Genomic DNA, 21,196 nt, shown 5'->3' on the forward strand with positions numbered 1-21,196 from the left:
TAAACACCGCGTAAATCATATTGGCCGCTACAGGCTGTTGCGACGCCTGTTCGGTCCACGAGAGCGCTGACCACCGGGGCGCGAGCTGCCTTGCCCGCCCTGTCCGGAGCCACCACGGCGCTTACCTCCCGGCGAGCGTTTCGGCATGCCCTGACCCCGGTTCTGGGCATTGCCCTGCTCTCGACCTTCGCCGCCGCCCTGCTTGGGACGATGCGCCTTCGATGCGCCGTGCGGCTTGGGCCGGACGCGCTGCTGCGGCTTGCGCGGCTCGGGCTTGGTCGGGCCCACGCCTTCCACCACCGCGCGGAAATTCTCCGGCAAAGGCAGACGCTCGAACTCGGCATCGGTGACCTTGCGGATACTCTTGAGGTACGCCCGCTCGTCCTCGGCGCAGAAGGCAATCGCAATGCCATCCGCACCAGCCCGCGCGGTGCGCCCGATGCGGTGCACATATTGCTCCGGCACATTGGGCAGCTCGTAATTGATGACATGGCTGACGCCCGGAATGTCGATCCCGCGCGCGGCCACATCGGTGGCGACCAGCACGGGGGTTTTCGCACGCTTGAACTCGTCGAGCGCGCGCTGGCGCTGCGGCTGGCTCTTATTGCCATGAATGGCATTGGCGGCGATGCCGGTTTGCGCCAGCTTCTTCACCACGCGGTCCGCACCGTGCTTGGTGCGGGTGAAGATCAGCACTCGCTCGATCGTGCCGGGCGTCTGGTGGCGTCCGCTGAGGATAAGCTCCAGCAGCGCCTGCTTTTCGGCCTGTTGCACCATGAACAGGTACTGGTCGATCCGCTCTGCCGTCGTGGCAGCGGGCGTGACGCTGACGGTCACCGGATTATGGCAGTATTTGCCCACCAGCTCCTTGATCTGCTTCGGCATAGTGGCGCTGAAGAAGAGCGTCTGGCGGTCTTCGGGCACCAGCTGGCTGATGCGGCGCAGGGCATGAATGAAGCCGAGGTCCAGCATCTGGTCCGCCTCGTCCAGCACCAGCACCTCGACGCCGGACAGGTTGAACGCCTTCTGGTCGATCAGGTCGAGCAGGCGCCCCGGCGTCGCGACAAGGATGTCGCAGCCGCGATGCAGCTTGTTGCGATCCTTGTTGACCGAAGTGCCGCCAACGATGGAATGGACTTTCAGGCCGGCAAGCGCGCCGTAATCCTTGGCACTGTCGGCGATCTGCCCGGCCAGCTCCCGCGTCGGGGCGAGGACCAGCATACGGCAGCTCTTGAACGGGATGCGGTTGTCGCTCTTGCGCAGATTGTCGATGCTGGGGAGCATGAAGGCAGCGGTCTTGCCGGTGCCCGTCTGTGCGATGCCCAGCAGGTCGCGCCCTTCGAGCACGGCAGGAATGGCCTGCGCCTGAATCGGCGTTGGCGTGGAATAGCCCTTCATGTCGAGGGCCTGGAGAACGGGCTGCGACAGCCCGAGGTCTTTGAAATGTGTCATAATAAACTCGCAATATGCGGATGAACCGCAGGTGGTGGGGCGAGTTCGTCCCAAATCCGTCATTGCGAGGAGCCGTCAGGCGACGCGGCAATCCATGAACGGACGCTGCGAAGGCGGCGACCCATGCACCATGGATCGCCACGCCCTGCGGGCTCGCGATGACGAGAGGTGAGATACCGCCCCGTCAAAACCGCCCGCGTGAAAAGGGAAGCCTGTGATGATTATCGCGAAACGCCGCCGGGGCTGGTTGCTAGAACCGCCACTTCACGCTGGCCGGGCGTTTCGATTGCGCGCTATGTGGATGTTGCAGTGCGGAATGTCAATGCCGGCTAAACAAGGCATACTCGCCGTTTATTGGATCACCATTGGCATCAGTAGCGGGTCGAAACTCAGAATTCTGCAATAATGAATTGCACAATTCGCGCATTTCAGCGCTTTCTTCTACGCTTGGATCAGTCCTGCATGAGGTTGGGGCTCCCTCATCATCCACGCTTACTACGATCTCTTGGGTATCGAGCCTGAGCAGAAGCCGCTGAATTAAATCAAAGTCACGCCGAATAGCCATGTTCGGAATTGGAATCGGCGGCGTGCCCATGACGTCAAGCCTAGCAATGCAATCTGCAAATGGCTGACGAACTGCATCGACATTATCGAGATTGACGACAAGTTCATCGTTACCATCAATGATTTTGAGAGAATCAAAGCCCTGAAAAATTGCGAAATCTTCAATTCCGAGAGCTTCTCCGCGCACAAGCTCTCGTCCGACCATCGGGTCAACTACCGAGTCTATTTCTCTTACGTCGCCATCAAATTGCATTTGAAACGCGGTGGCTCCGCCTTCCTCAGGCTCGCTCCATGGGTCCCAATCTGGTGGTCTGAAACCAAACGCATATTCGTAGCTCGAATTGATTTGGTACTGGAACATAGCGTCCTGACTGTGATCCTCATACCTTACGATGCAACCGTACTCAATTTGCTGTGCAACCCATTCTTCAGCATCCTGAGCCTTTGCCTCTCCCCACACATTGAGGGATCCAATCGCAGCAGCAACGACGATCCGCGCCAGAAGGTTTGGCATTGTCATCACCCCACCCCGGCCGCCTTCAGCAGCGCCTCGGTACTCGCATCGAACCGCGCGCCGCCAGCCTCGATCTTTTTCGCGATTTCCTTGCCCAGTTCAACGCCGAACTGGTCGAAGGGGTTGATATCCATCATTACCGCTGCAGCAAACACGCGGTGTTCGTGGAAGGCGATGAGGGCGCCGAAAGTGGCGGGGTCGATGTCGTCGCACAGGATCGTGGCGGACGGGCGGTTGCCGGGATAGTTGCGGTGCGGATCGTCCGATGATTTCCCAGCCATCAGCGCCGCGCCTTGCGCGAAGCAGTTCATCAGCAGGATGTGGTGATGCGCCGGGTCAAGCATGTCGCCCGCTTCCACGCTGGCGATGAAGTCTATCGGCACCAGATGCGTGCCCTGGTGGAGCAGCTGGAAGACGGCGTGCTGCGCGTCGGTGCCCACGCCGCCCCATGTGATCGGCGCGGTGGGTGCGGTCGGCTCGCCATCCACGGTCACGCTCTTGCCGTTCGATTCCATTTCCAGCTGCTGGAGGTAATCGGGGAAGAGGCGCAGCCGCTCGTCATAGGCGAACACGGCGCGGGTCTGCGCGCCGCGCAAGCGCAGGTAAAACAGGTCCGCAAAGGCGGCGCGCAGCGGCAGGTTGGCGCGGCCATCAGTATCGCGGAAATGCCGGTCCACCGCCGCAGCCCCGTCCAGCATTTGCTGGAATGCATCCCACCCGATGGCGAGCGCAATGGGAAAGCCGATGGAGGACCAGAGCGAGTAGCGCCCGCCTACGCTTTCGGCAAAAGGCAGGATGCGCGTTTCATCGACGCCCCATTCCACCGCCTTGTCCGGCGCGGCAGTCAGGGCGATGACGCGGCCCGTCGGGTCCGACACGCCATTATCAGCCAGCCATTTGAGCGCGGATTGCGCATTGGTCATCGTCTCGATGGTGGTGAAGGTCTTGCTGGCCACGGCAATCAGCGTGGCGGCCGGATCGCAAGCCGCAAAGGCCTCCTCCAGCGCCACACCGTCGATGTTGGAGACGACATGCACATCCACATGCGCGCCGTCGCGTGCCAGCGCATCCACGGCCAGCGCCGGGCCCAGCGCGCTGCCGCCGATGCCGACATGGATCAGGTGCTTCACCTCTCCCATGGCGCCATCATGGATCGCGCCGACCAGCAGCTTCATCCGCTCGCGCAGAGCTTCGGCTTCCTCGACGCTGGTATCCTGTCCCACACCGCGAAGGGCGGAATGCTCCGCCGCGCGATTCTCGGTCGGGTTGACGACCTCGCCGCCGAACAGGCGCGCCCGCATCGTGTCGAAATCGGAGGCATCGGCCAGGTTCTCGAAATCGGTCAGCAGCTCGTCGGTCAGGTGGGTCTTGGACCAGTCGAACAATATACCGCTATTGTGCTCCACACCGCCTTGCTCGAACACGCCCAGTTCCAGCCGCGTCGCCAGCTTGTCTACGCGATCGGGATCGGCGGCGAACAGTTCCTCCAGCGTGGGATCGCGATGCAGCGCGATGGCTTTCCAGGCTTCGTCGCGGGTGATGGTCACAGGCCAGATCCTTTCCTACAGGCAGGCCGCTTCGCTAAGGCCCTGCGCCATGATTGCAAGCGGCAAATCTCCTGTAGAATGCGCCGGTTCGGGCCCGATTGCGCCTCCACGGGTTTTCTCCACCAAGACAGTGCTCCAGGTGCTCCAGGTTAGCATGGCGGGGCAACGGCATCGGGCGGCGCGCATCGCAGCGCTTGACGTAGGCTCGCACTCGCAACATGGACGCTGGCAATGACTGAAACCGTGAAACCGCGCGAGATCGAAGAGCCCGCTGCCGCCAAGCCGGCGGAGGAAAAGGAAGACTGGAAAAGCTTCGGCTGGTTCCTCGTCAAGCTCGTCATCATCGTGTTCCTGTTCCGCACGCTGGCCTTCACCAGCTTCAACATCCCCAGTGAAAGCATGATGCCGCGCCTGCTGGTGGGCGACTACCTGTTCGCGCAGAAGTGGTCTTACGGCTACTCGCGCAACTCGCTGCCCTTCGATGCCGATGTGGGCGATGGTCGCCTGTTCGGCAGCCTGCCGGAACGCGGCGATATCGTCATCTTCAAGCACCCCATCGACAATACGGACTACATCAAGCGCGCCATCGGCCTGCCCGGCGATACGGTGCAGATGATCGACGGCGTGCTGCACCTGAATGGCGAGGCTGTTCGCAAGGAACGGGTGGAGGACTTCCTCATACCTGTGCGCCCGGGCGATGGCTGCTATTCCATGCGGTTCGAGGAAGCGGCCGACGATGGCAGCCTGATGTGCCGCTACCCGCAGTTCCGCGAAACGCTGCCCAATGGCGTCAGCTACAACACCTTCGACCTTGGCATCGTCGATGTCGACAACACCGCGCCGCTGGTGGTGCCGGACGATCACGTGTTCATGATGGGCGATAATCGCGACAACTCGCAGGATAGCCGCCGTGCGGCCGTGTCTGGCGGATGGGTCGGGCTGGTGCCGGTCGACAACCTCGTGGCCGAAGCCAGCTTCATGTACTGGTCCACCGATGGCCATGCGGAATGGGTAAAGCCGTGGACATGGTTCACGTCCGCGCGCTGGAGCCGGATGTTCCGGGGCATATGAGCCCGCTCGATCCCGAGACCCGCCAATGGCTGGAAAGCGCAGGCTTCGCCATCGGCAACGATGCCCTCTGGCGAGAGGCGCTGACGCATGGCTCCACCGGAGAGCAGCGCGACTATGACCGGCTGGAGTTCCTCGGCGACCGCGTGCTGGGCCTCACCATCGCAGACTGGCTCTATGACACCAGCGAGAATGCGGAAGGCAAGCTCGCCCAGCGCCTCAATGCGCTTGTCAGCAAGACGGCCTGCGCGCAGATCGCCGCACGGCTCGGCGCGTCGCAGCATATCCGCATGGGCAAGCAGGCGCGCGAGGATGGTGCGCAAAACAGCGAGAACGTGCTGGGCGACATCATGGAATCGCTGCTTGGGGCCAGCTTCCTCGAAAGCGGCTTCGATGCAACGCGCGACCTGATCCGCGCCTTCTGGAAAGACACTTTCGAAGGCTCTGCCGGACGTCGCAAGCATCCCAAAAGCGCGTTGCAGGAATGGGCTGCAGGCAACCAGCGCCGCCCGCCGGAATACCGCGTGACGGAGACATCCGGCCCCGACCACAATCGCAGCTACACCGTCGAGGTGAGCGTCCACAAGGTTGGCGCGGTGGAAGCGACCGCCAGCGGCAAGCAGGACGCCGAGACCGAGGCCGCGCGCCTCTTCATGGAAAGGTACGGCTGATGGCAGACGAACAGCGCAAATGCGGCGTCGTGGCCGTGATCGGCGCGCCCAATGCGGGCAAATCCACGCTGGTGAACCAGTTGGTCGGCCAGAAGGTCGCCATCACCAGCGCCAAGGCGCAGACAACGCGGGCGCGGCTGCTGGGCATTGCGCTGCATGACGAGACGCAGATGATCCTGGTCGATACGCCGGGCATCTTCGAGCCCAAGCGCCGCCTCGATCGCGCCATGGTAAGCGCAGCATGGGAAGGCGCCGTAGCGGCCGATGCCGTGCTGCTGGTGGTCGACCCGGTCAAGCAGCGCCGTCACGAGCTGATGCCGCTGCTCGAACAGCTGAAGGACCGCAAGGAGCGCAAGATCCTGGTCCTGAACAAGGTCGATGCCAGCAAGAAGGAGCCGCTACTGGAACTGGCGCAGGAACTGACCGGCGAAGTCGAGTTCGGCGAAGTGTTCTTCGTCTCCGCCCTAACAGGCGATGGCGTGCCCGAATTGAAGGTGCAGCTAGCCGGCATGATGCCCGAGGGCCCGTGGCACTATCCCGAAGATCAGGTGTCGGACGCCTCGGAACGGCTGCTGGCCGCCGAAGTCACGCGCGAGCAGGTCTACGCGCAGCTGCATGACGAGTTGCCTTACGATGCCGCCGTGCGCCCCGAAAGCTACACCCAGCGCGAGGATGGCTCGGTCGAAATCCGCCAGCAGCTCGTGATTTCGCGCGACAGCCAGAAGCCGATCGTGCTCGGCAAGGGCGGGCGGCGCATCAAGGAAATCGGCGAGGCCGCGCGCAAGGAACTGTCCGAGATCCTCGGCCAGAAAGTCCACCTCTTCCTCCACGTGAAAGTGGACGAGAAATGGGCCGACAACCGCGAGGTTTACGAGGAAATAGGCCTGGACTGGGTGCGCTGAGCCCTTTGGGCTACCCTAGAAGCCGGCAGCGTCTTAGCCGACGCCCAGCTTCTCAAGCTTCGCGCGCACCGCGTCGTCCTCGAAGGGCTTAACGATGTAGTCGTCAGCGCCCACGGCGATGCCGTCATGGATGTCGGCGACATCGCCCTTTGAAGTGCAGAACACGACCGTCGCCGTCTTCGACTCAGGCATGGCGCGCAGCTTCTCGACGAATTCGAGGCCGCTCATCACCGGCATATTCCAGTCGGTCAGCACAAGGTGCGGCATTTCGGCCTTGCAGCGAATCAGCGCTTCTTCACCGTTCTCGGCTTCAACGGCGGTGTAGCCCATCCCCTCGACGATACCGCGAGCGACCTTCCGGATCACGCGGCTGTCATCGACGATGAGGCAGGTCTTGCCATTGCCCACGCCGGACGCCTTGCCATCGCGCGCTGCCTTGGCGGCGGCGACGATATCGTCCGTGCTGGCCGATGCCGCCGGTTTGGCATCGGGAGCAGGTGCCGGGGCGGAAGTGGGAGCCGGAGCCGGAGCCGAAGTCGGAATGGGTGCAGGCTCGGCCTCGACCGGTGCCGGTTCTGGCGCGAAGGCCTCTTCCGCCGGTGCCTGAGCTTCTTCTTCTACCGGCAGTTCTTCCTCGATCTCCGTCTCCGAAATCTGGCTGCGGGATGCTTCGCGATTGGCCGCCATGCGTTCTGCCAGCGTCATCCCGCCCTTGCGGGTCTGGACGATGTTGGCGTTGGGCCCGGTGCTGCGCTTGATGAGATGCTGCATCGCCTTACCTCCCCCGCAGTGCCTGGACGCGGGCGCTGGGGCTCGCGGCGAGTGCAGCGGAATTGGCCGCGCGCACATGCACATAAGGGACCCAGACGTCGCCGAATTCGGCCTTCTGGTACCACACGTCGAGCACGTCGTAATGCTCCCACACACCACTTTCCTCGCGAAGGCGCATGCCCTCGCCGATACGCGGCACGGCAGCGAAGCGCAGCCGCTGCTGCGACTGGTGCGTTTCGTTCTGGATTTCGATCTCGATCACGATGCAGACCCTTGGGCAGACATTCACTTGAACCGCCTGCCTAAGGGCCATTTGTTGATTATTTACCAACGCGACGAAGCTCGTCGCTCAACAAAGTCGAAAAACTGCACGGAATGGTCAGCGTTTTTTGGCCACAGCGATCTTGTTCGCCTTGGCAAAAGCCTTTGTCGATTCCTCGCTGCGATTGAGCGCTTTCGCGATCTGCTTCAGCCCCTGCCCCTTGCCGGCGAGCAATCGCAGCTTGCCCGCTTCCTCGCCGTTCCACGGCTGTTTGTGCCTTTCGAAGCGTTCTTTCGCCATCAGCTTTTCACTGCTGCCTTTTTCTTGGCCGCAGGCTTTTTCTTGGCTGGCGCCTTCTTCCTCGCCGGAGCCTTGCGCTTCTTTTTCGCCGGGGCTTTGGCAGCCTTTTCCGCGATCATCGCCAGCGCTTCGTCCAGCGTGAGGCGGTCCTTGTCTTTATCCTTCGGGATGGTCGCGTTGACATTGCCATCGGTCACGTAGGGGCCATAACGCCCGTCCATCAACTTGACCTCATCGCCCGCTTCGGTCTTGCCGAGGACCTTCAGCGGTTCGCGACTGCCACGACCGCGACCGCCCTTGCTGGCCGCTTCCGCCAACAGCGTGACGGCGGCATTCATCCCGGTCTCGAACACATCGCGCGTGCTGGAGAGCTTGGCATATTTGCCGTCATGACGAAGGTATGGCCCGTAGCGGCCGATCGAAGCCTCGATCTCCTTGCCGGTTTCCGGATGGCCGCCGATAATGCGCGGCAGGTCGAGAAGTTTCACCGCCCAATCAAGGTCGAAATCATCCAGATCCTTTGGGATGGAAGCCCGCTTGGCTTCCTTGCCCTCGCCCATCTGGACATACGGCCCGAACCGGCCCGACTTGCGCTCGATCGGTTCGCCGGTCTCAGGGTGCTCGCCCATCACGCCATCATCGCTGCCATCGTCGGCACCGGGCTGGCCGAATTTGCGGCGGAAGGTGCATTCGGGATAATTGTCGCAGCCGATGAATGCGCCGTAACGGCCCCCGCGCAGGTGCAGTTCGCCCCCTTCCCGTCCCTGCTCGGCACAGAGCGGGCACCAGCGCGGCGGGTGTCCGTCCTCGCGCTCGGGGAAAAGGTAATCGGCGAGGAATTCGTCCAGCACTTCGGTTACTTCCGAAGGCTGGCGCTCCATCACCTCGTCGCTCTTGGGTTTGAAATCACGCCAGAAGTCGCTCAGCAGCGCCTTGTATTCCGCCCGCCCGCCGGAGACTTCGTCCAGCTCGTCTTCCATCTCGGCGGTGAAATCATAAGCGACATAGCGCGGGAAAAAGCGTTCGAGAAAAGCTGTGAGAAGTCTTCCCGAATCCTCTGCGAAGAAACGGTTTTTCTCCATGCGGACATAGTCGCGGTCGCGCAGTGTCTGGATGGTGGAGGCATAGGTAGACGGGCGGCCGATCCCTAATTCCTCCAACCGCTTCACCAGACTTGCCTCCGAGAAACGCGGCGGCGGCTGGGTAAAATGCTGGGTCGCCTCGACCGCTTTCTTGGCCGGGCTATCGCCCTTGCGCATTACGGGCAGCAGATTGTCGTCGTCATCCTCAGTCTTCTCGTCGAAGCTTTCGGAATAGACGGCGAGGAAGCCGGGGAATTGCACCACCTGGCCGGTCGCGCGCAGCTCGTGTTTGCCGGTCGGATCGCGCATGGTGATGGTCGTCCGCTCAAGCTGCGCCGTCGACATCTGGCTCGCCATGGCGCGCTTGAAGATAAGGTCGTAAAGCTTGGCTTCGTCACCCGATCCGGCGCGGTCGCGGCTGAAATTGGTCGGGCGAATGGCCTCGTGCGCTTCCTGCGTGTTCTTGGCCTTCGTCTGGTAGAAACGGGGCTTTTCCGGGCGATACTCGGCCGAGAACCGCTCCTCGATAGCGTCGCGCGCGGCCATGATCGCAGACATATCCATCTGCACGCCATCGGTACGCATGTATGTGATCGCGCCTGCCTCATAAAGAGACTGGGCGCAGCGCATGGTATGGCTCGCGGAAAAGCCCAGCTTGCGCGCGGCTTCCTGCTGCAATGTCGATGTCGTGAAGGGCGGTGCGGGGTTGCGCTTGACCGGCTTGGTCTCGACATCTTCGACCGTGAACTGGCCCTGCTCGACAGCGGCCTTTGCAGCGTCGGCGGTGCCCTTGTCGCCGATGGATAGCCGTTCCAGCTTCTTGCCATCGAAGCGCACTAGGCGCGCGTCGAAATCGGTTCCGTCCTGCGCCATTTTCGCGGTGACGGACCAGTATTCGTCCGCCCTGAACGCCTCGATCTCGCGTTCCCGCTCGCAGATGAGGCGCAGCGCGACCGACTGCACGCGGCCTGCCGACTTTGCGCCGGGCAGCTTGCGCCACAGCACCGGCGACAGGGTGAAGCCGAACAGGTAATCGAGCGCGCGCCGACCAAGATAGGCGTCGATCAAGTCTTGGTCGAGCTCGCGCGGAGCTTTCATCGCATCGGTCACGGCCTTTTTGGTGATGGCGTTGAAAGTGACGCGACTGACCTCGCTGGGCAGCGCCTTGCGCTTCTTCAGCAGGTCCATCACATGCCAGCTGATCGCCTCTCCTTCCCGGTCGGGGTCGGTGGCGAGGATCAGGCGGTCTGCGCCCTTGGCGGCATCGGCGATAGCCTTAACCTGGCTGCGATTGCGCTGGTCGGAATAGACTTCCCAATCCATCGCAAAATCCTCGTCAGGCCGCACACTACCATCCTTGGGCGGCAGGTCTCGCACATGGCCGTAGGATGCGAGGACCTTGAAGTCTCCGCCCAGATATTTCTCGATGGTCTTCGCCTTTGCGGGCGATTCTACGATGACAAGTTGCATGGTGGTGTTGGTCGGTCCTGCCGGAGTAAAAGCCTTACACGTGTACGTACGCGCGAGGGTGATGGCGTTTGCGCCGCTTCGTCAAGCGGACATAAGCATCGGGGATGAGGCGGCAAGCGAAAGCTCGCCAGCGCGGTTAGGTTAGCAGTGAAACGCGCCCGCCGGCATGGCGCTGCAAGCGTCCGGCAATTTCCAGCTCCAGCAAGGCCATCTGCACGGCGCCCGTCGTGCTGCCGGTCTGGCGCACCAGTTCGTCCACCCCGACCGGTGCGAGTGACAGCAGATCGGCCACATCGCCCGATGCGAGATCGTCATCGTCACTCTCATCGAATGCGAAACCGTTCGCCAGCTCGTTCACATGCGATCGCGGCTTGCCATCAAAGCCGGACAGCAGTTCGACCACATCGGCAGCGTTCTGAACCAGCACCGCGCCTTCGCGGATCAGCTGGTTGCAGCCTTGTGCGCGGGCATCCGCCGGATGGGCGGGCACCGCCATGACTTCGCGACCGGCCTCGCCAGCGAGCCGCGCTGTGATGAGAGAGCCCGACTTGGGCGCGGCTTCCACCACCAACGTGCCGAGCGAAAGCCCGGCGATAATGCGGTTGCGTTTAGGAAATTGCTGGCCGCGCGGTTCGGTGCCGGGCGCTTCCTCAGCGATCAGCAGCCCCTCGCTCGCGACCTGCTCCTGCAATTTCGCATGCTGCGCAGGATAAGCGATGTCGATGCCACTGGCGATAACACCGATGGTTGCAGGCAAAGCGCCTTCATGGCTCGCGCCGTCGATGCCCTTGGCAAGGCCCGAGACGATGGTGAACCCTTCGGCGACCAGATCGCGCGCCAGGTCTCGCGCCAGTTTCACCGCCGCGGCAGACGCATTTCGCGCGCCCACCATGGCGACGCAGGGCTTGGCCGCCAGCGACAGGTCGCCCCGATAGGTCACGATGGGAGGCGCACCGTCCATGGCACGCAGCAGCGCCGGATAGTCCGCCATGTCGTGGAAGAGGTAGCGTGCGCCCGCTGCTCGCGTGGCTTCCACCTCCTGCTCGATGCGCCTGCGCTGCGCAGGCTTGTAATTGCGCTTCGCACCGCGCGCCGCGAGATCGGGCAGCGCCTCGATCGCTTCGCGCGCCGTGCCGAACCGGCCCAGCAATTGCGCGTAGCTGACCGGCCCGATATTCGCGGATCGCAGAAGCTGGATGCGGGCGAACGCCTCCGCCTGGTCCAAGCTCACTTGCCCTGCCCGATCTTCGGTTCCTCTCCGTGCGCCAGCCGCCCCAGATTGGCGCGGTGCAGCCAGATGATGAGCACGGCGATGGCGACCAGCGCCGGCACATAGCTCTCCATTGCAAGAACGGCGGCTGCCGCGGCGGCCGCGCAAACAGCGGCCATCCCAGCCAGCGAGCTGATGCGGAAAATCGCCGCGACCAGCAGCCACGTAACCGCGTAAGCAGCCCCGATAGGCCAAGCGAGACCGAAACTCACGCCAAGATTGGTCGCCACGCCCTTGCCGCCCTTGAAGCCGAGCCAGATCGGGAAACAGTGCCCAAGAACCGCGCCGAGCGCCGCCAGCGGCACCGGACCGTAAGCTGCCTGCGGCATCGCATCGGACTGATCGAACATCGCCTTTGCCAGCAGGACAGGCACCAGCCCCTTCGCCAGATCGAGCAGCAGCGTCGCCGCCGCCAGCTTCTTCGATCCCGTCCGCAGCACGTTCGTGGCGCCGATATTGCCGCTGCCGATGGTGCGGATGTCGCCCATGCCGCCCGCTTTCGCCAGCAGCAGGCCGAAAGGGATGGAGCCGAAGCCGTAACCCAGCAGGAAGCCCAATACCTGTTCCAAAACCGAACCTTCGCCTTCTCGCAAACTTGCCCAACCGGCGCGTTTGCTTATAGCGCAGCGTCGAAGGGGAATGACAAGCCCCCGATCAGCGAGGATGTGCGAAAGCCCCCATGAGTTCAGACCCTTCCTCTCCCATCCTCGTCTTTGATTCCGGCCTTGGCGGGCTCACTGTGCTGGCTGCCATTCGCCGGGAGCTGCCCGATGCTCCGGTCGTCTACGCGGCCGATTTTGCGGGCCTGCCTTATGGCGAGAAGACCGAAGCCGAGGTCGCGGCACGGGTTGCCGGGCTGCTCGGTCGCATGGCGGAGCGATACGCGCCGCGCGCAATTTGCATCGCCTGCAATACGGCCAGCACCATTGCGCTTGGCATGGTGCGCGATGTGCTGGAGGTGCCGATCGTCGGCACCGTCCCAGCGATCAAGCCGGCGGCGGCTCTTACCAAGACCGGGACAATAGGGCTGCTGGGCACCGCGGCGACCATTCGCCAGGCCTATGTCGACAGGCTGGAAGCCGACTTTGCCGGAGACAAGCGGCTGCTCCGCCACGCCTCGCCGGTGCTTGTGCATCTGGCTGAAGACAAATTACGCAGGCGACCTATCAGCGTCGATCAGGTCGCGGATGCCGTGCTCGGCCTGAAGCGGCAAGCGGGTGGCGATGCGCTCGATACGATCGTCCTCGCCTGCACCCATTTCCCCTTGCTGAAAGACGAGCTGCGACAGGCTTTGGGTGATGACGTTACTTTCGTCCACGGTGCCGACGGAATCGCCCGGCAGATGGCGCGCGTGGTCGAAGGGCAGACCTTCAGGCACAGCGACGAGGATTACGCGGTCGTCACCGGCCCGGTCGATGACAGCATCCTCCCCGCCCTCACCCCGTTTGGGATCACGCGCATCGAGCGGTTTTAGCGTTCAGCTTAATGCGAATGGCTCGCAAACTTCGCCCTTCAAACTGCGACGGCATTTGACTAGATGGCTTTGACATTGCCCCGACCGCAATCGGAGCGATGTGGATACGGTGCAGCTTGGACGTGCGATGAATTACGACCAGATCTTCGACAAGGCCATCGACCGCCTGCATTCCGAAGGCCGGTACCGCGTGTTCATCGATATCCTGCGCAACAAGGGCGCTTTTCCCAATGCGCGCTGCTTTGCCGGGCACAACGGGCCCAAGCCGATCACCGTCTGGTGTTCCAACGACTACCTCGCCATGGGCCAGCATCCCAAGGTAATCGCGGCGATGGAAGAGGCGCTGCACGATGTGGGCGCAGGATCCGGCGGCACGCGCAATATCGGCGGCAACACGCACTACCATATTCAGCTGGAGCAGGAACTGGCGCAGCTGCACGGCAAGGAAGCGGCATTGCTGTTTACCAGCGGTTACGTGTCCAACGATGCGACGCTGTCCACGCTCGCCAAGCTGCTGCCCGGCTGCGTCATCTTCTCCGACGAATTGAACCATGCCAGCATGATCGCCGGCATTCGCAATTCAGGCTGCGAGAAGCGCATTTTCCGCCATAATGATCTGGAACACCTCGAAGAACTGCTGGCCACCGAGGCGCATGACACGCCCAAGGTCATCGCCTTCGAAAGCGTGTATTCGATGGATGGCGACGTCGCGCCGATCCATGCGATTTGTGACCTTGCCGAAAAGTACAACGCCCTCACCTATATCGACGAAGTGCACGCCGTGGGCATGTATGGCGACCATGGCGGCGGTATTTCGGAGCGCGACGACGCAGCGCATCGCATCGATCTGATCGAAGGCACGCTGGGCAAGGCGTTTGGCGTGATGGGCGGCTATGTCGCTGCCAGCAAGAAGGTGGTGGACTGCATCCGGTCCTATGCGCCTGGCTTCATCTTCACCACTTCGCTCAGTCCCGTGCTGGCAGCGGGCGTGCTGGCGGCGGTCAAGCACCTCAAGGCCAGCAGCGTTGAGCGCGATGCGCAGCAGGCAAATGCCGCGATGCTGAAGGGGAAGCTGCGCGAGCGCGGCTTGCCGGTGATGGACAGCACGACCCATATCGTGCCGCTGATGGTGGGCGACCCCGTCCGCGCCAAGAAGATCAGCGACATCCTGCTGGCCGAATACGGCGTATATGTGCAGCCAATCAATTTCCCCACCGTGCCGCGGGGCACGGAACGCCTGCGTTTCACGCCCGGCCCGGCCCACACTGAAACGATGATGGAAGAGCTGGCCGAAGCGCTGGTCGAGATCTGGGACCGGCTCGAGCTGGAATTGCGGCAAGCCGCCTGAAATTAAGGGCGATCAGCCTTCGGATTTTTAAGGCAAATTAACCATTTCATCGCATATCTTTGGCGCAACAGCCGGAAAAAACCGGCGCGTTTTTGGATAATGGATCGCAATGGCAGTCAGCAGCCTTCTCAAAGGGTTCGGTTCGAGCGCGCCCAGCGCCCGCAAAGCCGACCCCTTGCGTGTGGAAGTGCTGGAGGATTTCGAACAGGCCGGCATGGGCTGGTTCTGGGCGAGCGACGCCGAAGGTCGCCTCTGCTATCTTTCCGACAAGGCGGTCGAAACGCTTTGCGACTCAAGTGCTGCCATCATCGGCCAGCCCTTGGTCGAGCTGTTCGAGATCGACCGGACCAATCCTGACGAAAAATCGGACCGTCCGCTCAATTTCCTCCTCTCTACGAAGGCAAAGCTGAAAGGGATCATAGTTCGCGTCACCGGTAAGGCAGGAACGCCCGCATGGTGGTCGCTCACCGGGTTTCCCAAAACCGATGAGGATGGCGATTTTCGCGGCTACCGCGGCAGTGCGCGCGATGTGACGGCCGAATTCAAGAAAAAGCTCGAAGATTCGCGCATGGCGGAATTCGACGCGCTGACGGGCCTGGCGAACCGGCACCGGATGGATCGCAAGCTCAATTCCACCCTTGCCGCCTACAAATCCGCCAAGCGGTCCTGCGCCCTCATGCTGCTGGACCTCGACAAGTTCAAATATGTTAACGACACCATGGGGCACCCGGCAGGCGACGATCTGCTGCGGCAGGTGGCGGAACGCCTTCGCGCGGTCGCGGGCGATAAAGCGGAAATCGGGCGGCTGGGCGGTGACGAATTCCAGCTGATCCTGCCCGATATCGACGATCGCGGCGAGTTGGGCGAACTGGCCGACAAGATCATCCAGATGCTTTCCAGCCCCTATCAGGTCGAAGGCAAGCGCGCGATCATCGGCGCGTCGGTCGGCATTTCTATCGCGCCTTATGACGGGATCGAAAGCGACGAGCTGGTCCGCAGCGCCGACCTTGCGCTGTATGCTGCAAAGAACGGCGGCCGCGGCATGTACCGCTTCTATTCCGCCGAGCTGAAGGATGTGGAGCAGGAGCGCCAGATCATCTTGGACGATCTGCGCGACGCGCTGACCGACGGCCAGCTGAAGCTGCACTACCAGCCCGTGGTGCGCACGAAGGATCACACCGTGGTCGGGTTCGAGGCGCTGATGCGCTGGGAGCATCCGGACAAGGGCATGATCCCGCCCATGCACTTTATCCCGGTGGCGGAGGATAGCGACCTCATCAACCGCCTTGGCGAATGGGCCATCCGCCGCGCCTGCGAGGATGCAATGGAGTGGCCGGATTCGATCCGCGTCGCCGTGAACGTCTCGGCCAAGCAGTTTGCTAACAAGGGCTTCGCCGCCATCGTTACCCAGGTGCTGGCCGATACCGGAATAAAGCCGGACCGGCTCGAGCTGGAGATGACCGAGACGGTCTTCATGGGCGATAGCGAGGCGACGGAGGCGACGTTCAACGCGCTGAAATCGCTTGGTGTGCGGCTGGCGTTGGACGATTTCGGAACCGGCTACTCCTCGCTCAGCTATCTGCGCTCGGCACCCTTCGACAAGTTGAAAGTCGACAAAAGCTTCGTCGATAGCTGCACGCAGAAAGACCAGAACAGCGCGAAGATCATTTCAGCGATCATCGGCCTGTCCAACGCGCTAGGGATGGATGTGACGGTCGAAGGCGTGGAAGCGTTCGACCAGTTCAACCTCGTCTGCGAAAAAGGCGCGAAATACATCCAGGGCTGGATCTATTCCAAAGCGCGGCCGCAGGACGAGATACTCGAAGAGATTGCCAGCGGGGGCTATCGCATCAAGCCATCCGGCCCGGACCAGTATCGCCCCGAACGGCGCAGCGTGTTTCGCCGCATCGGCATCATCCATGACGACCACCGCTACGACGCGGTGATGCGTGACCTTTCCAAGACCGGCTCTCGGATCGAGGGGCTAGTCGGCGTGCCCGAGGGCACAGGTCTGGTGCTCGACATGGGCGGCGGGCAACTCGCCGTGTGCAGCGTGGTACGCTCTGAGGATGCGACCATCGGTGTGGAGTTCGAAACCCCGCTTATCAGCGATGGTGCGGGCGGCCTTTGCACCCGCCATCGCATATCACCCTATGCGCTGGCCGCAGCCGGCATGCCGCTCGGCTCACTGCCGCCCGGCAATTATCCCGACCAGATGCTCGGCAGCGGACCGCGAAGCCAGCCGCAATTCATGCAGGTAAAGGTCTCGCGCAGCTAGCGCAGGCTTACCACGTTGTCGCTCGCGCGCGGGTCCGGTCGATCTCCACGATACAGGCTCGCCATCGGCTCGTCATTGACGATGGCGCCTTCCACGGCGCCGAAGCCGTTGAACGCCGTCTTCATCGCCGCGCCATACGCGCCCAGCATGCCGATCTCGAAATAGTCGCCAGCCTGTATGTCGCCCGGCAGCATGAAGGGGCCCTTCATATAGTCGGCATCGTCACAGGTCGGGCCATAGAAAGCGAAGGGCTCAGGCGGTTCGCGCAAGTCGTCTTCCAAAGCGCGCACGGGGAAGCGCCAGTCGACATGCGCCGCATCGAACAGCGCGCCATAGGCGCCGTCATTGATGTAGAGCTCGTCGCCCCGCCGCTTTTCCACCTTCACGATGATGCTGGAATATTCCGCGCACAGCGCCCTGCCCGGCTCTGCCCATAACTCTGCCGAATAGGAGATCGGCATCGCTTCGAACGCACGGTGGATTTGCGCGAAGTAATCTTCGAGCGGTGGGGGGTCGAGATCCGGATAAATGCTGGGGAAACCTCCGCCCACATCGATGATGTCGACAGTCACCGCGGCTTCGGCAATCGCCGCGCGCACACGCTCCAGCGCCTGCACATAGGCAAACGGCGTCATCGCCTGGCTTCCGACGTGGAAGCAGATACCCAGCGCATCGCAATGCTGGCGCGTGGCCTGCAGCAGCGGAGCCGCATCGGCTAGATCGACACCGAACTTCGCGGCGAGTGAAAGCTGCGAATGCTCCGAAGACACGCGCATACGCACCAGCAGGCTCAGGTCTGCCGCCGCGACGCCATCCTCCGACGTCGTGGCCTCGACGATTTTCTGCAGCTCTTCCAGCGTATCGAGGCTGAATGTTCTAACGCCATGCTCGAAATAGGCTTCTCGAATGGCGCGCTTGGTCTTCACGGGATGCATGAAGCACAGCACGGCCTCGGGCAGGATGGAGCGCACCAAGCGAACCTCCGCAATCGAGGCGACATCGTAATGCGTCACGCCCGCTTCCCACAGGATGCGGATCAGCTCGGGAGATGGGTTCGCCTTGACGGCATACATCGCCGTACCCGGAAACTTCTCGACGAAGAAACGGGCCGCGCGCGATGCTGCGTGCGGTCGGGTGAGGATTACGGGATCGTCCGGCTCTAGGGCGCGAACTACAGCCTTGGCGTCGGGATATTCGTGCAATTCAAGGGACCCCCTAGCGTGTTACCGATCAAGCTGCCTTGCGGTGGAAGTCCCTTGGGGCAGCGGAGCCGCGCATATAAAGGCGGCCCGCTGAACATCAAGTGAAAATGCGCAACGTTGGTTCCCTTACGAGAACTGCACCTGCGGAACCTGGTCGACGACGCCCTTCTCACTGTCGTCGAGCCGATGAAAGTCCGCTTCCTGGAAACCGAGCATGCCGGCAAAAAGGATCGCCGGAAACGTCTCGCGGCCCGTATTGTAGCGCGACACGGCTGCATTGAGCGCGCGGCGTGCGGCGGCGAGCTTGTCTTCCACATCGGCCAGTTCGCGTTGCAGTTCCTGAAAATTGGCGCTTGCTTTCAGGTCCGGATAAGCCTCACCCAGCGCCAGCAATCGGTCCAACGCCACGCGCAATTGCGCTTCGTCCGAAGAGTTGATGCTGCCCTGCGCCGCGGTATTCCGCGCGGAGATAACCTGATCCAGCGTATCCTGCTCGTGGCTGGCATAGCCTTTCACAGTGTTCACGAGGTTCGGGATCAGGTCGTGCCGCTGGCGCAGCTGCGCGTCGATATCGGCAACGCCCTGGTTCACATTCTGCCGCAGCGCGACAAGCTTGTTGTAGATCGCGACCAGGACAATGCCGACGATGCCCAGGACGATCAGAATGACGATGATTGTGCTCATAACTGTCTGACTACCCCTATCCTTGTTACGCTTTGGTGTGCCATCAAAGCGTGGGATCGGAAAGGGTTTGCGTACAGTTATGATCGAGCGTCCCGATGTCGACGCATTGATGGCGGGCGAGCTGGGCCAGTTTCTAGGCCAGCAAGTGCAAGTTCGCGAAGATGCCAAAGCAAAACGAAGCAGCCGGTGGACCTGGTCTGCCGTCATCCTGCTTCCGATACTCTCCTTCCTCTGGTTCGCGCCGATTGGCGATTTCCGTTTCTTCATCGCCTTTGCCTTCATCGCTGGCGCATATGGCTGGGGGCAACTGCCTGTCATCCAGGCGAAGAACCAGACAAAGGAGGGGATCAACTCTGCCATCGCCGGCGCGCTCGGGCTTGATTATGCCCGCGAATGCGAGCCAGGGCACGGTTTCGACCGGGCGAAGCGGCACAAGATGTTCCCAAGTTTCGACAAGTCCTCGGTCGAGGATCTGTGGTGCGGCGACATGGCAGGTCACGCCTTCACCTTGCGCGAAGTCCTGCTGGAAGAGCAGCGCGGCAGCGGCAAAAACCGGCGCTGGGTCAAGGTGTTCCGCGGCCCTGTCATCACCATCGGCGGGGCGCGCGACTTCCTTGGCACGCATTTGCTCGAACGGTCGGGCAAGCACCGCAAGTTCGGCTTCTTCGGCGAGAAAGACGAATTGAAGGTCGATGGCCAAGTCTTGCAGCGCGCCGACATGGTGCACCCTGATTTCGAGGACGCCTTCACGCTCTTCACTACCGACCAGGTCGAAGCGCGCTACATCGTCCACCCGACCTATATCGAAGAGCTGATCGCCATTGAAGTGGCTTTCAACGGGCAGGATATCGCCACCCTGTTCAAGGATAGCGAATTGACCATCATCCTCAAGACCGAAAACATGTTCGAAAGCGGCAATCTCGACCACACACGCGACCGCGAAATGGTGGAGATGGCCACCAGCCAGTTCATGGCGATGGCCGATCTCTGCCGTGCGATTAACGCGCAGGGGCGTTAGTCAGCGATTGACGCCGTAGGACAGCCCTATTTGTCGAACAGCTTGGCCCAGCGGCGCTTTTCGCGATCCTTCCAGTGGCCGCGGTGATAGGCATCGCTGGCGAGTAGCGGCATCACGCTGCCCGCTTCGGCAAACACCATCTGCTCGATCGCGGTGGAGACCTTGCCCCAGCTTGCGGCCTCTTGCAGCGTGGAAGACGAGCACGCCCCGTCGCGCACGTCGGCCACGGTGATCTGCACTGCATATTTGTGGACCGACACGTCCTCGTGACCGAGGATCTCGGCGCACACGACAGTGTCCTGGATGAAGTTCTTGGGCACGCCGCCGCCCACCATCAGCAGGCCGCTTTCGCCGCCCTTGATCTTGATGTCGGTCAATTCGCGGAAGTCCGCCACCGCGTCGATCATCAGATAGGGCTCGCCCTTCTCCATTTGATCGACCTGGTGCTTCACGAGGCCGAAACCGGCGGAGGAATCCACGAAGGCAGGGCAGAAGATCGGCACATCATGCTCGTAGGCGAGCTTGACCAAGCTGTTGTCCTTCTTGCCATGTTCGGCGAGGTACTTGCCCATTTCGCGGATGAAGGCGCGGCTGGAATAGGGACCCGGGGGCAGTTCGTTGGCGATGCGATTGATGGTGAAGTCGCAGTCCTGCAGCTGCTCTTCATCGATATAGGTATCGTAGATCCGGTCGATATAGAGCGAACGCAGCGTGTCGTCGTCGGGCACTTCGAGCGCTTGATAGTGCTTGTGTCCAAGCCCTTCGAAGAAGTCCATGTCCACGATGGTCGCGCCTGTCGCCACCACGCAATCGACCATGTTGTTGCGGATCAGCTCTGCATAGAGGTCCATGCATCCGCCTGCGCTTGTGCTGCCTGCGATGACGAGGAAGATGGTGCAATCCTTGTCGGCCAGCATCTGGTTGTAGATCTCGGTCGCGCGGCCGAGATCGCGGCTGGTGAAGCTCATCTTCTTCATCTGGTCGACGATGGGTCGCGCATCGAAGCTGGTGATGTCGATATGCTCGACCTTGGTCGAAAGCAGCTCCGCCTTGCGGGTGTCGTTGATGGTCGAATCGGTCATTGCGGCGCGTCTCCTATCCGTATTGCCCGCCAAACGTCGGTTGCCCCGCCCCCGTTCCATCAAACGGCGCGAAAGGGAAGTGCGATCTAACCTGGAGCACCTGGAGCACTGTCCTGATGGCAAAAAACCGGCCGGGCGCAATCCGTCTTGCGAGGCGCTTTCGAAAGATCGAGGAAGCAGATGACATGGCCCGCCTCTTCGCGCAGTAAGGCGGCTGTAGGACAGGGCGGAAAGAGC

Annotated in this window: 19 protein-coding genes; 7 read left to right on the plus strand and 12 right to left on the minus strand. The window is 62.1% G+C overall.

The window, feature by feature from the left end; genetic code table 11:
• Positions 1-27: 27 nt before the first annotated feature.
• The 3 genes from BMF35_RS10615 to pgi all read right to left on the minus strand — a co-directional run bounded on the left by BMF35_RS10615 (position 28) and on the right by pgi (position 4,077).
• Complete coding sequence (locus BMF35_RS10615) at positions 28-1,452, minus strand: DEAD/DEAH box helicase (protein ID WP_047005917.1); 1,425 nt, start codon at positions 1,450-1,452, stop codon at positions 28-30.
• Between the two features lie 319 nt (positions 1,453-1,771).
• Positions 1,772-2,536 (minus strand): hypothetical protein, encoded by a 765-nt coding sequence (locus tag BMF35_RS10620; protein WP_047005918.1) that lies wholly within the window; start codon positions 2,534-2,536, stop codon positions 1,772-1,774.
• Positions 2,536-4,077: a glucose-6-phosphate isomerase gene (pgi, locus tag BMF35_RS10625; protein WP_047005919.1), complete on the minus strand. Its 1,542-nt coding sequence runs from the start codon at positions 4,075-4,077 to the stop codon at positions 2,536-2,538. Before pgi ends, BMF35_RS10620 begins: the two co-directional genes overlap by 1 nt.
• A gap of 231 nt (positions 4,078-4,308) precedes the next feature.
• Here pgi and lepB point away from each other — a divergent pair, with 231 nt between their 5' ends.
• The 3 genes from lepB to era are packed head-to-tail and all read left to right on the plus strand — an operon-like array spanning position 4,309 to position 6,718.
• Positions 4,309-5,148, plus strand: a complete 840-nt coding sequence (gene lepB, locus BMF35_RS10630; RefSeq protein WP_047005920.1) for a signal peptidase I — start codon at positions 4,309-4,311, stop codon at positions 5,146-5,148.
• Entirely contained in the window at positions 5,103-5,816 is a 714-nt protein-coding gene (rnc, locus tag BMF35_RS10635) for a ribonuclease III (RefSeq protein ID WP_236781518.1), read from the plus strand. The genes lepB and rnc overlap by 46 nt, the downstream gene beginning before the upstream one ends.
• A complete protein-coding gene (gene era, locus BMF35_RS10640) occupies positions 5,816-6,718 on the plus strand; it encodes a GTPase Era (RefSeq protein ID WP_047005922.1) in 903 nt (300 codons plus the stop codon). The genes rnc and era overlap by 1 nt, the downstream gene beginning before the upstream one ends.
• A 33-nt stretch (positions 6,719-6,751) precedes the next feature.
• Here the strand turns inward: era and BMF35_RS13980 are convergent, their stop codons facing one another.
• The 6 genes from BMF35_RS13980 to plsY form a co-directional block, all read right to left on the minus strand.
• Positions 6,752-7,489: a response regulator gene (locus BMF35_RS13980; protein ID WP_335622558.1), complete on the minus strand. Its 738-nt coding sequence runs from the start codon at positions 7,487-7,489 to the stop codon at positions 6,752-6,754.
• Between the two features lie 4 nt (positions 7,490-7,493).
• Complete coding sequence (locus BMF35_RS10650) at positions 7,494-7,751, minus strand: hypothetical protein (protein WP_236781519.1); 258 nt, start codon at positions 7,749-7,751, stop codon at positions 7,494-7,496.
• Between the two features lie 117 nt (positions 7,752-7,868).
• Positions 7,869-8,051, minus strand: a complete 183-nt coding sequence (locus tag BMF35_RS10655; protein WP_047005923.1) for a hypothetical protein — start codon at positions 8,049-8,051, stop codon at positions 7,869-7,871.
• The gene (gene topA, locus BMF35_RS10660) at positions 8,051-10,603 is read right to left on the minus strand and encodes a type I DNA topoisomerase (RefSeq protein WP_047005924.1); all 2,553 of its coding nucleotides are present in this window, start codon (positions 10,601-10,603) and stop codon (positions 8,051-8,053) included. Before topA ends, BMF35_RS10655 begins: the two co-directional genes overlap by 1 nt.
• A 136-nt stretch (positions 10,604-10,739) precedes the next feature.
• On the minus strand, positions 10,740-11,834 hold the full coding sequence (gene dprA, locus BMF35_RS10665) for a DNA-processing protein DprA (RefSeq protein WP_047005925.1): 1,095 nt from the start codon (positions 11,832-11,834) through the stop codon (positions 10,740-10,742).
• Entirely contained in the window at positions 11,831-12,430 is a 600-nt protein-coding gene (gene plsY, locus BMF35_RS10670; protein WP_236781520.1) for a glycerol-3-phosphate 1-O-acyltransferase PlsY, read from the minus strand. The genes dprA and plsY overlap by 4 nt, the downstream gene beginning before the upstream one ends.
• A 122-nt stretch (positions 12,431-12,552) precedes the next feature.
• Between plsY and murI the strand changes: the two genes are divergently transcribed.
• The 3 genes from murI (at position 12,553) to BMF35_RS10685 (ending at position 16,973) form a co-directional block, all read left to right on the plus strand.
• Entirely contained in the window at positions 12,553-13,347 is a 795-nt protein-coding gene (gene murI, locus BMF35_RS10675) for a glutamate racemase (protein ID WP_047005927.1), read from the plus strand.
• A 127-nt stretch (positions 13,348-13,474) separates the two neighbouring features.
• Positions 13,475-14,695: a 5-aminolevulinate synthase gene (hemA, locus tag BMF35_RS10680; protein ID WP_047006525.1), complete on the plus strand. Its 1,221-nt coding sequence runs from the start codon at positions 13,475-13,477 to the stop codon at positions 14,693-14,695.
• A gap of 109 nt (positions 14,696-14,804) precedes the next feature.
• Positions 14,805-16,973 (plus strand): putative bifunctional diguanylate cyclase/phosphodiesterase, encoded by a 2,169-nt coding sequence (locus BMF35_RS10685; protein WP_047005928.1) that lies wholly within the window; start codon positions 14,805-14,807, stop codon positions 16,971-16,973.
• On the opposite strand, the gene BMF35_RS10690 is transcribed toward BMF35_RS10685, so the two are convergent.
• Positions 16,970-18,175, minus strand: coding sequence for a type III PLP-dependent enzyme (locus tag BMF35_RS10690; protein WP_047005929.1), 1,206 nt, complete (start codon positions 18,173-18,175; stop codon positions 16,970-16,972). The two genes, BMF35_RS10685 and BMF35_RS10690, sit on opposite strands and share 4 nt — an antisense overlap.
• A 126-nt stretch (positions 18,176-18,301) precedes the next feature.
• Positions 18,302-18,859 (minus strand): LemA family protein, encoded by a 558-nt coding sequence (locus tag BMF35_RS10695; protein ID WP_047005930.1) that lies wholly within the window; start codon positions 18,857-18,859, stop codon positions 18,302-18,304.
• A 79-nt stretch (positions 18,860-18,938) separates the two neighbouring features.
• Here BMF35_RS10695 and BMF35_RS10700 point away from each other — a divergent pair, with 79 nt between their 5' ends.
• Entirely contained in the window at positions 18,939-19,877 is a 939-nt protein-coding gene (locus BMF35_RS10700) for a DUF3137 domain-containing protein (protein ID WP_047005931.1), read from the plus strand.
• A 26-nt stretch (positions 19,878-19,903) separates the two neighbouring features.
• On the opposite strand, the gene BMF35_RS10705 is transcribed toward BMF35_RS10700, so the two are convergent.
• Positions 19,904-20,959 (minus strand): 1,9-bis(guanidino)-5-aza-nonane synthase, encoded by a 1,056-nt coding sequence (locus BMF35_RS10705; RefSeq protein WP_047005932.1) that lies wholly within the window; start codon positions 20,957-20,959, stop codon positions 19,904-19,906.
• Positions 20,960-21,196: the final 237 nt, after the last annotated feature.

The organism is Aurantiacibacter gangjinensis (genome assembly GCF_001886695.1).
Classification (GTDB): domain Bacteria; phylum Pseudomonadota; class Alphaproteobacteria; order Sphingomonadales; family Sphingomonadaceae; genus Alteraurantiacibacter; species Alteraurantiacibacter gangjinensis.

What these genes read in the sequence shown, in the direction of transcription:
- rnc (WP_236781518.1), top strand. Translation starts at nt 5,103, where the DNA reads ATGGTTCACGTCCGCGCGCTGGAGCCGGATGTTCCGGGGCATATGAGC.
- BMF35_RS13980 (WP_335622558.1), bottom strand. Translation starts at nt 7,489, where the DNA reads ATGCAGCATCTCATCAAGCGCAGCACCGGGCCCAACGCCAACATCGTC.
- hemA (WP_047006525.1), top strand. Translation starts at nt 13,475, where the DNA reads ATGAATTACGACCAGATCTTCGACAAGGCCATCGACCGCCTGCATTCC.
- topA (WP_047005924.1), bottom strand. Translation starts at nt 10,603, where the DNA reads ATGCAACTTGTCATCGTAGAATCGCCCGCAAAGGCGAAGACCATCGAG.
- BMF35_RS10655 (WP_047005923.1), bottom strand. Translation starts at nt 8,051, where the DNA reads ATGGCGAAAGAACGCTTCGAAAGGCACAAACAGCCGTGGAACGGCGAG.
- era (WP_047005922.1), top strand. Translation starts at nt 5,816, where the DNA reads ATGGCAGACGAACAGCGCAAATGCGGCGTCGTGGCCGTGATCGGCGCG.
- BMF35_RS10685 (WP_047005928.1), top strand. Translation starts at nt 14,805, where the DNA reads ATGGCAGTCAGCAGCCTTCTCAAAGGGTTCGGTTCGAGCGCGCCCAGC.
- murI (WP_047005927.1), top strand. Translation starts at nt 12,553, where the DNA reads ATGAGTTCAGACCCTTCCTCTCCCATCCTCGTCTTTGATTCCGGCCTT.
- BMF35_RS10615 (WP_047005917.1), bottom strand. Translation starts at nt 1,452, where the DNA reads ATGACACATTTCAAAGACCTCGGGCTGTCGCAGCCCGTTCTCCAGGCC.
- BMF35_RS10695 (WP_047005930.1), bottom strand. Translation starts at nt 18,859, where the DNA reads ATGAGCACAATCATCGTCATTCTGATCGTCCTGGGCATCGTCGGCATT.
- BMF35_RS10705 (WP_047005932.1), bottom strand. Translation starts at nt 20,959, where the DNA reads ATGACCGATTCGACCATCAACGACACCCGCAAGGCGGAGCTGCTTTCG.
- BMF35_RS10620 (WP_047005918.1), bottom strand. Translation starts at nt 2,536, where the DNA reads ATGACAATGCCAAACCTTCTGGCGCGGATCGTCGTTGCTGCTGCGATT.
- lepB (WP_047005920.1), top strand. Translation starts at nt 4,309, where the DNA reads ATGACTGAAACCGTGAAACCGCGCGAGATCGAAGAGCCCGCTGCCGCC.
- BMF35_RS10700 (WP_047005931.1), top strand. Translation starts at nt 18,939, where the DNA reads ATGATCGAGCGTCCCGATGTCGACGCATTGATGGCGGGCGAGCTGGGC.